Origin of the sequence: Planomonospora sp. ID67723 (assembly GCF_015711605.1) — a bacterium.
In the GTDB taxonomy this organism is placed as follows: Bacteria; Actinomycetota; Actinomycetes; order Streptosporangiales; family Streptosporangiaceae; genus Planomonospora_A.
This window is the reverse complement of record NZ_JABTEZ010000001.1, coordinates 776594-789234: the sequence shown is the minus strand read 5'-3', so window position 1 is coordinate 789234 and position 12641 is coordinate 776594. Positions and strand designations below refer to the sequence as shown.

Here is a 12641-nt window from a genome sequence, read left to right as displayed (position 1 = left end):
GGGGGTCAGGAGGCGGTGATCCAGAGGTGCTCGTAGGTGGGGATGAGGACCCCCCTGGCCGCGCGGCGCCGTACGACCCGGACGCGGTGGGAGAGCAGTACGGACGCCACCGCGCGGATCTCGGCCAGGGCGAGGGGGTAACCGATGCAGAAGTGCGGGCCGGCGCCGAACCAGAGCCGGCGCAGCTCGGGCGGGTGCGGCCGGGACGGGTCGAAGGGGCCGTGGGCGCGGGCGCAGTTGTGGGTGACGATCAGCACCCGGTCACCGGGCCGTACCGCCACCTCACGGATCTTCGCGGCGCCGCTCCCCTCATCGGCCGCGCGGACCTCCCCGTCTGCCCGGATCTCGCCGTTCCCGCGGATCAGCGCGGGGGCCGCCACCGAGCGCAGCATCACCGGCGTCGGGGTGGTGACCCGCATGGCCTCGTCGATCACCCGGTCCAGGTCGTCCACGGCCGTGCCGTGGTCGTGGATCAGCGCGACCAGACGGGGGACGAAGGTGGCGACCGTCTCGGTGCCGGTCAGGAAGAACGCGCCCGCCGCGCCCCTCGCCTCGGCCGCGGACAGGCCCAGCCCCCGCATCCGGCCCATGATCGTGGACTCGTCCCCGGCCTCGTAGGCGGCCTGGGCGATGTCCCCGATCCGGTCGAGCACCCGCCGGGCGACCGCCACCTGCCGGTCCGAGAGCCGCCGGGACCGCAGCGAGACCATCGAGACGACCCGTTCCCCCTCGGCGAACAGCTCCCTGGCCCGCTCCTCGGAGACGCCGCCCGATCCGGGACCCGATCCGCCGCCCAGCCCGATCGTCCGGCAGATCACCGCCCCGGCCATCACCCGCATGACGTCCACCAGGTCGACGGTCTCGCCGCGCGCCAGCCGCGCGTCCAGCGCCGCCAGCGGCTCTCGCAGCACTTCCGCCACCAGGTCCGCGACGTGGCCGGGGGTGAACAGCGGCATCAGCTTCCTGCGCAGCGCCAGGTGCCCGGGGCCCTCCATGTTGAGCAGCACCGACGGTCCCAGCACCGGTGTCCACAGGTCGCCGGGCGAGCCCGGGCCGTCCTTGCGGAACCGCTCGTCGGTCAGTACGGCGCGCGCCACGGCGGCGTCGTTGACCACCACGCCCATGCCGGGCACCCGTACCACCGGGCCGAGCCGGGCCAGCAGCCGCATCAGCGGGTAGGCGAACGGATGCGCGGCCAGGTAGAGCCGGGCCTCGTGGTCCAGCGCGGGGAAGGTCATCGGACGTCGATCACGTCGGGGCGGTAGCGGTGGTCGGCGTACCAGGCCAGGGTGCCCGCCAGGCCGTACGCCCGCAGCCGTCGCACGGAGCCGAAGACGACCACGTCGCGGCGGGAGCCGTACGAGGAGGTGATCTTACGGACCCGGTTGACGAGCGCGCGGTCCTCGTGGACCTCCTCGATCGCGGTCCTCGGGAAGCCTCCGGCGCGCTCGTAGAGGTCCGCGGTGATCGCCAGCGTGCAGCCGGGCATCATCACGTAAGGGCCCTTGTAGAGCGGGTCGCGGTTCCCCGGCCGGAAGCGGCCGAAGGTCGCGGCCACCTGGACCACGGCCGGGATGAACCTGCGCTCCCAGAACTTCAGCGGGAACTCGTCGGTCCGGGGCCGCAGCCGTCCGCCCACCATCTCTAGGCCGTCGCCGAAGGCGCGGCGGATGTTGCGCACCCAGTCGGGGCGGGGCAGGCAGTCGGCGTCGGTCCTGGCGATGTGGGTCGCGCCGTTCGCGATGGCGTACCGCACGCCGGTGTCGGCGGCGGCGCCGGTGCCCTTGCGGGGCTCCGAGATCACCGTGACGCCGTGCTCCCGGACGACCTCGGCGGTGCCGTCGGTGCTCGCGTTGTCCACCACGACCAGCGTGAAGTCGCGGTCGTCCTGCGCCGCCAGGGCCCGCAGCGTCGCGGCGACGCTCGCGGCCTCGTTGTAGGCGGGAATGATCACCCAGAGGTCCATCACATCTCCGCCAGCATCACGCCCATGCTGATCCCGCCGCCCAGACCGAGCAGGGCCACCCGGTCGCCGGGCCGCCAGGCGCCCAGCGCGAGCTGGAGCGGGAGCGTGGCCGAGGCGCAGTTGCCGTGCTCGGGGAGGCTGACCACCAGCTTCTCCTCCGGGATGTCCAGCACCTCGGCCAGGAAGCGCAGGTACGGCAGGGCCACCTGGTGTACCGCCACCACCGCGAAGTCGTCCCAGCTCAGCCCGGTGTGCTTGAGGGCGTTGAGGAAGATGTCGGGGCCGATCCGCTCGAAGGCCTCCTTCAGCCGCCGCCCGTCCCCCTGGAAGTAGGAGTACTCGGGGTCGCGCGGGTGCGCGGAACCGCCGCCCGGCAGGGTGCCGATCGCCCAGGCGGTGGAGTCGGCGGAGAAGTCCCGGTAGAAGATCCCACGCTCGTCGTCCGCGGTGACCAGGACGGCCGCCCCGCTGTCGGAGAGCGTGTATCCGGCGAAGGAGTCGACGAACTGCGCCCGGTCCCTGACCTGCCACCGGATCGCCCGCGACGGGGTCTCGCCGGAGCAGACCAGCACCTTGCGGTGCGCGCCGGAGAGGATCAGCGCCTCTGCGACCTGGATGCCGTTGAGCATGCTGTTGCAGGCGTTCTTGACGTCGAACACCGGGCACGACAGACCGAGCTTGGCCGCCACGATGTGCGCGGTGGCGGGTTCGACCATGTCCTGCGAGGCCGAGGCGAAGATCAGCAGGTCGGCGTCGGCGTAGCCCCCGGCTTCGCCGCCGCGACCGCCCGAGCCCATGCCGTCCCGGCCCGCACCGTCCCGGTCGTCGCGGTCCAGCCGGCGCACCGCCGCCACCGCCAAGTCCGACGCCTGCTGGCCGTCACGCGCCACGTGCCGCCGGCGGATCCCCGTCATCCGCTCGACGATTCCCCGGTGGGGGACGTATCCCTCGATCCGGTGCTCCACCTCTGCGCTGGTCAGCGTCCGCTCGGGCAGATACGTCGCGACGCCCGTGATACGGGCCTTCATCGCGCCCCCTAGATGTGTCCGGCTAAAGCCGGAGAAGTCTCTTCATGCTCGCGCAATGTACCCAAAGGTAGGGCATTTGTCCTAGTCAGCGCGGAGAAGATCTCAAGGGCCGGCAGCGACACGAGGGGGACCGCCACGCCGGCGGTCCTGCGGAGCCGGCTGCGGGACGGACGGCGCACGCCGGGAGCGTCCCGGATCGGATGGGAGGGGAGGAGGCGGTGAGACGCGTGGAAGACGGCCGAGCGGTCACATCCGGGACGGTCAGGCGCTCGCGCAGGAGTCGTTGGTGGCGTCGAAGCTCTCCAGGCCGCCGTTCCCGCCGGCCCGCACCTCCTTGAGCCCCTGCCAGTCGTCGCCGATCGTCAGCACCAGCCGCCCGGTCGTCGCCCCGGGCAGCAGGCGGCCCCTGGAGACCAGCAGGTCGCGGGAGAGGGTCGGCGCCTTGGTCGCGCCCTTCGGCGAGTAGGCGATCGTGGTCTTCGGGTACGGCTTGCGCGCGGTGTCGCCGATCTTGGCGATGTGGTAGCCCTGCTCCTCAAGCTTGGCCGCGACCAGGGTGGCCAGGCCGGAGCGCCAGGTGCCGTTGCGCACCTCGATGTGGATCTTCGAGCGCGCGATCCGGGTCTGCCCGCCCTTGATTCCGGCGTCGGAGATCGGCTTGTCGCCGGCGACGACGGCGAACAGCTTCTTGCTCTGCGGCTCGACCCACTCCACCTTCCCCGGGTGGGTGAGCGAGTAGCGCCACGGGGTCGTGATGAAGTGGATCTGGCCGGCGGCCAGGCCCTCGGCGCTGACCGCGAGGTCCTTGATGACCCCGGGGGTCAGGCCGGGGTCGGTGGTGACCGATTTGGTGGCCGCGTCGAGGAACCCGAAGAGCCTGGTCGGGTCGGTCAGCGTCTCGCCGCTCATCACCTTCTTGACCATCGAGGCGATGAACATCTGCTGTCGCTGGATGCGCCCGATGTCGGAGCCGTCGCCGAGGCTGTAGCGGGCGCGGACGTAGCCCAGGGCCTGCTCGCCCTTGAGGGTCTGCCGTCCGGCGGGCAGGTGGAGCAGCGCCTTGGTGTCGTTGATCGGCTCGGGTATGCAGACCTCGACCCCGCCGACCGCGTCGACCATGCCCTTGAAGCCGGTGAAGTCGACCTTCACGAAGTGGTCGATGTGGATGCCGGTGAGCGTTTCGAGGGTCTTCCAGGTGCAGGCGATGCCGCCGGAGTTGAACGACTCGTTGATCATGCCGGTGTGCGGCTGCTGGCCGGGGAAGCCCTGCCGGGCGCGGCAGGCGGGGAGCTCGACCATCGAGTCGCGCGGGAAGCTGATGACCATCGCGTTGTCCCGCTTCGGCGAGATGTGCGCGAGCATGATCGTGTCGGTCCGCTCCCCGGCGAACCGGCCGTATCTCGCGTTCTTGCCGTCACGCTGGTCGGAGCCGACGACCAGGACGTTCATCGCCTTGGTCGCCACCTTGGCCGGTCGGGCCCCCAGGTCCTCCGCGCCGACCTCGATGTGTTTGACGTTCCCGGCCAGCTTGACGTAGGCGCCGACCGCCGTCGCGGTCAGCGCGACCACCAAGAGCATGGCCGCCGCCACCAGCCACCACATCCATCGGCGTTGCCGGCGCGGCCTCGCTCGGTGGGCGGGCTTGGCGGATCTGACGGTCAGGCGGCTGCTCACGTGACTCCAGACAAGGACGGGCCAGGACGTGCTCCCGTGTCAGGTGAGCTGTATAACGGCCGTGACTGAGTGTACTAATCCCTGATAAGGGTCGGATAAGAACTCCAGCAGAGTTTTATCGGTGTCGCGTGAGAGGAATGTGGTCCTGTTACGATCCGCCGGTGATTATCCGTAATGGTGGAATCGGCGATGTTCAGGCCGTTCTGAGGATGTTCGACAGCGCGGTGGAGTGGCTGACGGCGCAGGGCCGTACCGGCCAGTGGGGCAGCGAGCCGTTCTCCGCCGATCCCACCCGCGTCGAGCGGATCACCGGGTGGGCGGCCTCCGGGGGCATGCGGATCGCCGAGTCGGACGGCGAGCCCGCCGGGTGCATCGTCCTCGGTCCTCCGATGCCCTACGTCCCGCCCGCTCCCGAGCCCGAGCTCTACGTCCAGGCCCTCGTCATCGACCGGCGCTTCCACGGCCGCGGCGTCGGATCGGCCCTGCTGGCGCTCGCCCCCGCCGAGGCGGCCGAGCGGGGGGTCGCGCTGGTGAGGGTCGACTGCTACGCCGGTGACGACGGCCGGCTGGTGAGGTACTACGAGAGCCAGGGCTTCACCAGGACCGAGCCGTTCACGGTCGGGGAGTGGCCGGGCCAGATCCTGGAGATGCGCCTCGGGCGGGCCGCTCAGGAGGACCCCATCGGGTAGATGCGCAGCCAGTCCACCTCCATCCACGCCTCTCCCGCGCTGCCCCTGCCTGGGAACCAGTCCAGTTGCAGGCAGGCCGACATCGGGCTGTGCGCGGCGTTGGCCGAGCGGAACCACTCCCGTCCGTCGATGTAGCCGACGACCCCGTCCCGGCTGTTCTCCACGGCGTAGGTGTGCCAGGTGGTCATGTCCACCTCGGCATGGGCCTGCTCCTGCCCCTGCGGGGTGTGCAGGAAGAACGCCGGCCGCTGCCGCTCGGGGTCGTCGATGACCTCCAGGAAGTCGATCTCCTCGCCGGTGGAGCTGCGCACGTTCCCCCCGCCCTGCTGGGGCCAGAGCAGGGCGACCGGGTGGTAGGAGCCCGCGCCCGGGTAGAGCCGGATGCGGGTTTCCCACCGGCCGTACGTCTGGACGTGCTGGCTGGCCAGCCCGGCGGTGGTCCCGTCCGCGCGGCCGTACAGGTAGAGCGTGCCGTCGCCCAGGTAGAGCTGGCCGGACGAGCGGCGGCCGTTGCCCGCGTGCCCGGGCGAGTCGTAGAACACCCAGTCGGACGGCTGCAGGTAGTCGTCGAACTCGGCGCACCAGGCCGGCGCACCCCAGCCGTGGGCCTCGGCGGCGCTGGAGCCGTCCGGTACGGCGGGGCAGGCCGGGGCGGTCTCTCCCCGGGCGGCGGTGAGCGTGCTCAGGGCCAGCGCCGCCACCATGCTGAGCACGCCTGTCCGCAGGTGGGAACGGGAGACCACGGCTACCGCCCCCCGGATCTGGCGCAGAGCGAGGGCGGGCTGAAGGCCCAGCACCCCGATGGCCCCTGGAGCGCGCGTCCGGCAGGGCGCGCAGCCGCCACCGGTGTGGGTGCCAGGACGGAGGGCGGGGCGAAGACCCACCGGGGCGTGGCCGGCCGCTGCCGCTTCGGGCTCTCCCGCTCCTGCGGCCCGGCCGGAACCGAGTCGCTCGGGGAGGCGGCGGGAGAGGCGCCGGTGGTACGGCCGTGCCAGGGCGCCAGGCCCCAGCACGTGGAGGCGTCGGAGGACGCGCAGCTCACGGTGGAGGGCATCGCGAGCGGCGGAAGCGGCACGACCCGCGGAGCCATCGCGAGCAGTGACGCCCTCGTGGGCGGAGCGGGCGCCGGTTCGGCGGCGGTGACGGAGGAGGCCGGACCCGGTACGGCCGGTCGGCTCGGCGGAACCGGTTGCGGCGTGGGCTTCGGCGTGGGCCGCTGAGCCGTGACGGAGGGAGCGGGCTTGGCGGTGGACGTCGGTTTGGCGGTGGGTTTGACGGTGGGTTTGGCGGTGGCGGACGGTTTCGGCGCGGGCGTCTTCGTCTTCTTCGGCGTCTCCTTCTTCGGGCTCCCGGTCGGGCTCGGCTTGGCGCCGGGATCCGGGGTGGCCGGTTTCCCGGTCGTGGGAGCCGGGGTGGCCGACGGCGTGGAGGCGGTCGCGGAGGGGCTCGGCGTCGGCTTCACCGTCGGGCTGGAGGTCGCCGTGGCCGAGGACGACTGCGACGGTGCGGAGGGGCTCGGCGTCGGGCTGGAGGTCGCCGTGGCCGAGGACGACTGCGACGGTGCGGGCGCGGGGGTGCGCCGGGGCCTGCGGGTGGGGACCGGGTCCGCGGTGGTCTCGGAAGGGGACGGGGTGACGCCGTCCTGGTCCTCCGACGGGACCGGGACCGGAGCCGGGGACCTCGCGGGGTCGTCCGGGTCATCCTCGGGGTCGGGCACGGGCAGGGCGTGCAGAGGGGGAGGGGCGTCGGGGGAGGAGAGATCGGGCATGGGCATGGGCACGGGGTCGGCGGCGGCGGCCCAGGGCTGGGCGATGACCGCGCCGGCCGTCGCGGAGATGCCCGCCATGAGCAGGCCGGAGACGAGGGTGACGCGCCGGGAAGGGGTGCGTGGGGGCATGAGATCTTCCGCTGTCTATGAGGAGAGGGCTATGAGGAGGGACGGGCGACGGGTCTCCACCCGGCCGCCGTGAACTCGGGAGTGCCGGGAGCCGCGACCTCGGGTACGACGGCGGGCAGGGGGTCGGGTGCGTTGACCCAGTCCCCGGTCCCCTCCCGGACGGCGGGGCTCCAGACCATGAGCACGCTCATGGCGAACGGGCTGGAGTAGGCGGGGCCGGTCTCCTCGGTGCCCTTGACGGCGTTCACCCGGACCAGGAGGGAGACCTGCACCTGGTCCTCGGCCCGTCTGTGCCACTGCACGCCGACCGTCTCGGTCCGCAGGGCGGCTCCCTCGGGCAGCTCGCCGTCCTCCGGCAGCCCGAGGGTCTTCCGCCATCCGCGGACGGTGGCGTCCGCGCCGTCGCGCGCGGCCTCACGCTGCTCCGGCAGGGCGTACAGCACCGCGGCCTGCTCGGCCTGGCCGGAGTCCAGCGTCCAGGCGGCCTCCAGCGCCGCGGCCGCCGCGGAGACCGCTCCCAGCTCGGTCCGGGGAAACCCGACGGGGTACCCGGCGTCACCGTGGTGGGCGGAGGGAGCGGCGAGGACGACCTCGGAGGAGGGGGTCGGCGCAGGCGGGGACGCCGCCGGACCGGCCGCGGCACGCGGGAGCAGCCATGCCGTCAGCGCCGCCGCGGCCACCCCGGCGACCGCGAGAACCGCCAGCGCCCGCCGCCGGGACGCGCGCCCGGGAGGGCCGAGGTCGACGTCGAGCACGGACTCCTCCACGGTCGGCGGCATCAGCGGCTCCGGGCGGGGTGCAGGCCGAACGACTGGCCGGCGGCCGCGGCCAGCCGCAGGTAGGCGCCTCGCGTGGTGGGCCGCAGGCGGGTCAGGTCCACCTCCGCGCCCTCTTTGAGATGGGGGTCGTACGGCACGCGGATCACCGCGCGGCAGCGGGAGGTGAAGTGGTGTTCCAGCAGCTCCAGGTCCACGTCGCCCTTGGGTTCCACCGCGTTCAGCACGACGATCGCGTTCTTCGCCAGCGCGGCGTGCCCGTGGGCGTTGAGCCAGTCCAGGGTGGCCGCGGCCGAGTTCGCCCCGTCCACGGCGACCAGGCTGACCAGCACGATCTGGTCGGCCAGCTCCAGGGTCGCGCCCATGGCGCCGTGCAGCAGACCGGTTCCGCAGTCGGTGATGCAGATCGAGTAGTAGCGCTCGATCAACCCGGCGACCGTGCGGTAGTCCTCCGCGTCGAAGGCCTCACTGACGGCGGGGTCGGTGTCGGAGGCCAGGATCTCCAGCCGTGCGGGGGACTGCGAGGTGAAGGCGCGGGCGTCGGCGTAGCGGAGGATGTGGGGAGCTTCGGCGAGCATGGTGCGGATGGTCGCGGCCGTCTCGGACTTGACCTTCAGCCCGAGGGTCCCCCGGTCGGGGTTGGCGTCGATCGCGATCACCCGGTCCCCCCGGAGGGAGGCCAGCGTGTTGCCCAGTGCGGCGGTCGTGGTGGTCTTGCCGACCCCGCCCTTGAGGCTCATGACCGCGATCCGGTGGTGCCCGCTCGCCACGGGGGTCTGGGCGTGGGCGATCAGGGTGCGCCGCTCGATCTCCGCCGCCGACTCGGAGGGGATGTACCTCCTGCCGGAGAGCTGCCAGACGAGCCGCCGCCAGCCTCCCGAGGGCTCGGGCCGCCGATTGGTGAGCAGGTGTTCCGCGGTGAGGGGGACCGTCTCCGGCCGGGGATCGGACCCGTTCTCCGGGGCGGTCCCGGGCGGCTCCTCGGAGGCCGTGTCCGGCCGGGTTCCGGACGCCGGCTCGGCGTGTGCCGCGGGGTGCGCCGTGGTGTGCGTCGCGGGTGAGGACATCGGCTGGGACTCGGGAGGGGCGGGTGGGACGGGATGGGTCCGGGAAGGGGTCTCTGCCATGGCCGGGGTCCTTTCGCGGGACGGTGTGAGACGGGAGGCGGTCAGCAGGTGCGCCAGCGCACCGTCGCGGAGATCGAGTCGTCGGGTCCGTGGAGGGTCAGCGGGGCGGTGACGGGAGCGGGGGCGCCGCACCAGTAGCGGACGCGCAGGGCACGCAGGGTTATCACGACCGTGTCTCCCCGCTTCAGCGTGCCGCTGGAGGGGTTCACGGCCAGGCCGGGAGCGGACACGCGCCATTGCAGCACGTCCTCCGACAGGGAGGTGAGGGTCGCGCCGCCCCTGCCGTACTCGTCCAGGGCGATCTCGGACGGCATGCGCAGCCGCGCCGAGAGCTCGCCTCTGTCCGCGGTGGGGGGTGCGGCGGTCGCGGCGGTCGTGGCGGCCTGGGGCAGTGAGGAGGGCAGGGACCGCGCCGGGGTCCCGTCGCCGAGGGCGGGACCGAGGAGGTTCATCCCGGTCAGGGTTCCCGCGGCGCCCGCGACGACGATGATGACGATCTTGACCGTCGTGGCGCGGACCCGGGCCCCGGCCCACAGGAGCGCCTCGGCCAGCCGGCGCCGCTCCGGCCCGCGGTCCCTGCCCGCGGGCGCGGCGCGGGATCCGGCGGAGGGCCGGGTCGCAGACCGTAGGGCGGGTGCCGGGATGGACGCGGAGACGTCGAGCCGGGCTCGTCCCGCGAGAGGCGCGCCGCCGGTGCGGGCCAGGATCTCGCGAGCCCAGACCTGGGAGAGCAGCGCGTCGTAGAGCGGGGTGTCCCGCCCCGGTTCCGGCAGGGCCGGGGAGGGCCGCGAGCGCGGGACCGCCGGGAGGGACGGCAGCGTCTCCTCTCCGGGAGGGAGCCGGTGCGGGACCGCGGGGAGGGAGGGGAGCGTCTCCTCCTCCCGCCGTCCGGGGGTCGCCGGGGGCGGCGGGAGAGGTTTCGGACGCGCCGGTTTCGCCGGGCCCCGGCCCGCCGCGTACGGAGCGGTGCCGCGCCGGACGGGCAGGTTCGGCACCGTCGGCGGGGCCGCGGCACCGGGAGGGTCGGCGGGGGAGCCCGTGGGCCGGACCGGGGCCGCGGGGAGGGACGGGGGCGCGGAGAGCGGGACCGCCGGCGGCAGGGCGTCCAGGAAGCGCCTGCCGGCCTCGGCGGTGAGGGGCGGGATCGGCGGATGGGAGATCATCTGCGGGACCGTGTAGCGGATGCTGATCGGCCGTGTGCACACCGGGCACCGGACCATGTGGGACAGCAGCTCCGCGCGCGCGTCCCCGGAGCCGCCGGCCTGCCGCCACGGCTCGCCGGGGAACGCGGAGTCCACCAGCGGGCGCAGCGCCGCACAGGGGGCACGTCCGTGGGCGAGGCCGTCCAGCGCGCTGACGAGGGTTTCGATGATGTCCTGGGTCCTGGTCGCGAGCCTGCCGATCTCGTCCGCGGGCAGGGCCAGCACGTGGCAGAGGTCCTCGAGGGTCAGCTCGTGGCGGAACATCAGCCGGAGGCTCTCCGCGCCCAGCGGGTCGACCAGTCCCCATGCCCGCTCCATCAGCAGGGCGCCGGGCATGCCCGGTCCCGTGCCCGGGACGTATCCCGGGCGGTGGCCGGGCGCGCGGGAGCAGTCACGGCGGAGCGCGGCCAGCAGCCGCGCCCGCACCGAGACGCCCTCCGGACCCGCCGCCGCGCCGCACGAGGCGACGGCGGCGGCCGCGGCGGCCGTCGCCCCCTCCGCTCCCAGGTGGTATCCGGCGTAGTCCAGCAGGTGGGCGCCGTGCTCGTTCACCCACGCCGCCCACTGGCCGGGGCCGAGCACGGTGTTCCCGGTGCCGGTGGACGCGTTCACGGGCCCGTGTACTCGCCGGAGTACGGCGGCATCTCGCCGGAGTCCGGCCGGTCGGTGTCGTGGCCGCCGGGACTGGAGCGGCCGGTGTCGTGACCGTCGGTACCGGCGTGGTCCGGGCGGTAGACGCCGGGCCTGTCGGGGCCCGGCCGGTGGAGGCCGGGCTGGTCGGCTTCCGGCTGGTGGAGGCCGGGCTGGTCGGTTTCCGGCTGGTCCTGCTCCTGGTCGGGCCGGGCGTCGGGACCGGAAGGCTCGGGGCTCGGCCGCGCGGCGGGGAAGTCCGTCACCACGAGTTCCAGGTCGCGCTCGGGGAGGCCGGTGAACTTGGTCCAGTTGCTGACCTCACCGGGGGCCGGATCCGCGAACAGCCAGCGGATGAAGGCGGGCCACTGGCACGAGTCGCGGGGGATGACCCCTTCGGGCAGGGCCGTGCCGTCCTGGGCCGAGCGCAGCGAGCGGAGCTCGGCGGCGGTGTAGTTCCTGCACGGCGGGGTGCCGGGCGGGGCGATGTTGAGGTCCCACACGCCGTTGGCGTCCGTGTACCGCATGTTCCTGTCCAGCCCCAGAGCCTCGTAGGCACGCCGCAGGAGCTCCGGATCCTGGAAGACCGGCAGGGAGGGGTCACCGTGGACGGAGTCGCCGGTGGAGGAAGACGGGCTGGTCTGCGGCTCGGCGTCCGTGCCGCCGGTCTCCGGCTGCTGCGGCCCGGAGGACCGGGCGGACGGCGGGCTCTGGGCGCTGTCGTCCGGACCGGGGGTACGCGGGCCGGGGGAGGTCGCCGGGGCGTTCCGGGGCGGCAACGCCGGTCGGAGCGTCTCCACGGAGGGTGGCGCGATGCGGGCACCGGCGGACGGCGTGCGGACGGGAGTCGCCGGAGCGGCGGACCCGCCGGGGCTCGACTGCGGGCCGGGCCCGCCGGCCGTCGGCGGGGCGGAACCCCTGGCGCTCGTCCGCGGGGATGGGTTCGCGGTGGTCCTGGGAGGCTCGGCGCTCCGGGAGGGCTGCTCGATGACGGCGATCTTGGGCGCGTGGACGGAGACCTCGCTTCCCTCCAGATTGCCGGTGACCTTCTGCGTGAGCTTCGGGTCGGGGGTGGGGGCGGACTTCTTGGTCGCCGGGGGACGCACCGGAGCGGGCTGCGCCGGCGGCTTCCTGGGCGGGTTCGAGGGGGGCGGCTTCGGCGGGTCGGACGTTTTCCTGGGCGGGTTCGAGGCGGAGGGTTTCGGCGGGTCGGACGGCTTCTTGGTGGGCTTGACCGGATCGGCGCTGGGGTTGCCTGGGCTGAGGGCGGTGAGGCCGCCGCCGATCGAGGGAAGGGCGAGGCAGCCGGCGCCTCCGGCGTCCACCGCCTGGCCGCCGGTGGTGAGGGAGAGGCAGACCCGCGGGTCCCCGCTCGCGGCCCTGACCGCGCTGCCCTCGCCGGCGCCCGAGAGCAGCGTGTCGTTCCCTCCCTGCGCCGCGGTCCACGTCCTGGTCTCGGCGTTCAGCAGGTAGGTGCCCGCGGCGAGCCGTACGGTCTCCACCTGGGCGGGCCCGGAATTCGCGGATATGACGGTCCCCAGCCCCGCACCCGCCCCGAACACCCCGATCGCGACCCCCGCGGTGATGACCGTCGCGCGCGAGGGCTTACGTGATGGTGCCGTCATGAACGTTCCTCTCCTTCCGGTGGGGAC

12 protein-coding genes are annotated in these 12641 nt (G+C 73.8%); 3 read left to right on the top strand and 9 right to left on the bottom strand.

What is annotated here, in order from left to right:
- Window positions 1–5 precede the first annotated feature (5 nt).
- From HS041_RS03655 to HS041_RS03640, 4 genes are all read right to left on the bottom strand, one after another.
- Entirely contained in the window at window positions 6–1238 is a 1233-nt protein-coding gene (locus HS041_RS03655; RefSeq protein WP_230878402.1) for a cytochrome P450, read from the bottom strand.
- Entirely contained in the window at window positions 1235–1966 is a 732-nt protein-coding gene (locus HS041_RS03650) for a glycosyltransferase family 2 protein (protein ID WP_196439094.1), read from the bottom strand. Before HS041_RS03650 ends, HS041_RS03655 begins: the two co-directional genes overlap by 4 nt.
- Window positions 1966–2994 (bottom strand): 3-oxoacyl-ACP synthase III family protein, encoded by a 1029-nt coding sequence (locus HS041_RS03645; RefSeq protein WP_196439093.1) that lies wholly within the window; start codon window positions 2992–2994, stop codon window positions 1966–1968. Before HS041_RS03645 ends, HS041_RS03650 begins: the two co-directional genes overlap by 1 nt.
- Before the next feature lie 261 nt (window positions 2995–3255).
- A complete protein-coding gene (locus HS041_RS03640) occupies window positions 3256–4668 on the bottom strand; it encodes an LCP family protein (protein ID WP_307845158.1) in 1413 nt (470 codons plus the stop codon).
- Window positions 4669–4877: 209 nt separating this feature from the next.
- On the opposite strand from HS041_RS03640, the gene HS041_RS03635 reads away from it, so the two are divergent.
- Window positions 4878–5357, top strand: a complete 480-nt coding sequence (locus HS041_RS03635; protein WP_230878401.1) for a GNAT family N-acetyltransferase — start codon at window positions 4878–4880, stop codon at window positions 5355–5357.
- Here the strand turns inward: HS041_RS03635 and HS041_RS03630 are convergent.
- Window positions 5336–6154, bottom strand: a complete 819-nt coding sequence (locus HS041_RS03630) for a glycoside hydrolase family 16 protein (RefSeq protein ID WP_196439091.1) — start codon at window positions 6152–6154, stop codon at window positions 5336–5338. The two genes, HS041_RS03635 and HS041_RS03630, sit on opposite strands and share 22 nt — an antisense overlap.
- Window positions 6155–6205: 51 nt before the next feature.
- Here HS041_RS03630 and HS041_RS39720 point away from each other — a divergent pair, with 51 nt between their 5' ends.
- Window positions 6206–6577, top strand: a complete 372-nt coding sequence (locus tag HS041_RS39720) for a hypothetical protein (protein ID WP_196439090.1) — start codon at window positions 6206–6208, stop codon at window positions 6575–6577.
- A gap of 57 nt (window positions 6578–6634) precedes the next feature.
- Window positions 6635–7327, top strand: coding sequence for a hypothetical protein (locus tag HS041_RS03620; protein WP_196439089.1), 693 nt, complete (start codon window positions 6635–6637; stop codon window positions 7325–7327).
- Here HS041_RS03620 and HS041_RS03615 read toward each other — a convergent pair.
- The 4 genes from HS041_RS03615 to HS041_RS03600 are packed head-to-tail and all read right to left on the bottom strand — an operon-like array spanning window position 7284 to window position 12614.
- Window positions 7284–8033, bottom strand: coding sequence for a hypothetical protein (locus tag HS041_RS03615; RefSeq protein ID WP_196439088.1), 750 nt, complete (start codon window positions 8031–8033; stop codon window positions 7284–7286). The two genes, HS041_RS03620 and HS041_RS03615, sit on opposite strands and share 44 nt — an antisense overlap.
- Complete coding sequence (locus HS041_RS03610; RefSeq protein WP_307845157.1) at window positions 8033–9157, bottom strand: MinD/ParA family ATP-binding protein; 1125 nt, start codon at window positions 9155–9157, stop codon at window positions 8033–8035. Before HS041_RS03610 ends, HS041_RS03615 begins: the two co-directional genes overlap by 1 nt.
- A 41-nt stretch (window positions 9158–9198) precedes the next feature.
- The gene (locus tag HS041_RS03605) at window positions 9199–10971 is read right to left on the bottom strand and encodes a hypothetical protein (RefSeq protein ID WP_196439087.1); all 1773 of its coding nucleotides are present in this window, start codon (window positions 10969–10971) and stop codon (window positions 9199–9201) included.
- Window positions 10968–12614 (bottom strand): hypothetical protein, encoded by a 1647-nt coding sequence (locus tag HS041_RS03600; RefSeq protein WP_196439086.1) that lies wholly within the window; start codon window positions 12612–12614, stop codon window positions 10968–10970. The genes HS041_RS03605 and HS041_RS03600 overlap by 4 nt, the downstream gene beginning before the upstream one ends.
- Window positions 12615–12641: the final 27 nt, after the last annotated feature.

What these genes read in the sequence shown, in the direction of transcription:
- HS041_RS03645 (WP_196439093.1), bottom strand. Translation starts at nt 2,994, where the DNA reads ATGAAGGCCCGTATCACGGGCGTCGCGACGTATCTGCCCGAGCGGACG.
- HS041_RS03615 (WP_196439088.1), bottom strand. Translation starts at nt 8,033, where the DNA reads ATGCCGCCGACCGTGGAGGAGTCCGTGCTCGACGTCGACCTCGGCCCT.
- HS041_RS03650 (WP_196439094.1), bottom strand. Translation starts at nt 1,966, where the DNA reads ATGGACCTCTGGGTGATCATTCCCGCCTACAACGAGGCCGCGAGCGTC.
- HS041_RS03600 (WP_196439086.1), bottom strand. Translation starts at nt 12,614, where the DNA reads ATGACGGCACCATCACGTAAGCCCTCGCGCGCGACGGTCATCACCGCG.
- HS041_RS03610 (WP_307845157.1), bottom strand. Translation starts at nt 9,157, where the DNA reads ATGGCAGAGACCCCTTCCCGGACCCATCCCGTCCCACCCGCCCCTCCC.
- HS041_RS03655 (WP_230878402.1), bottom strand. Translation starts at nt 1,238, where the DNA reads ATGACCTTCCCCGCGCTGGACCACGAGGCCCGGCTCTACCTGGCCGCG.
- HS041_RS03635 (WP_230878401.1), top strand. Translation starts at nt 4,878, where the DNA reads ATGTTCGACAGCGCGGTGGAGTGGCTGACGGCGCAGGGCCGTACCGGC.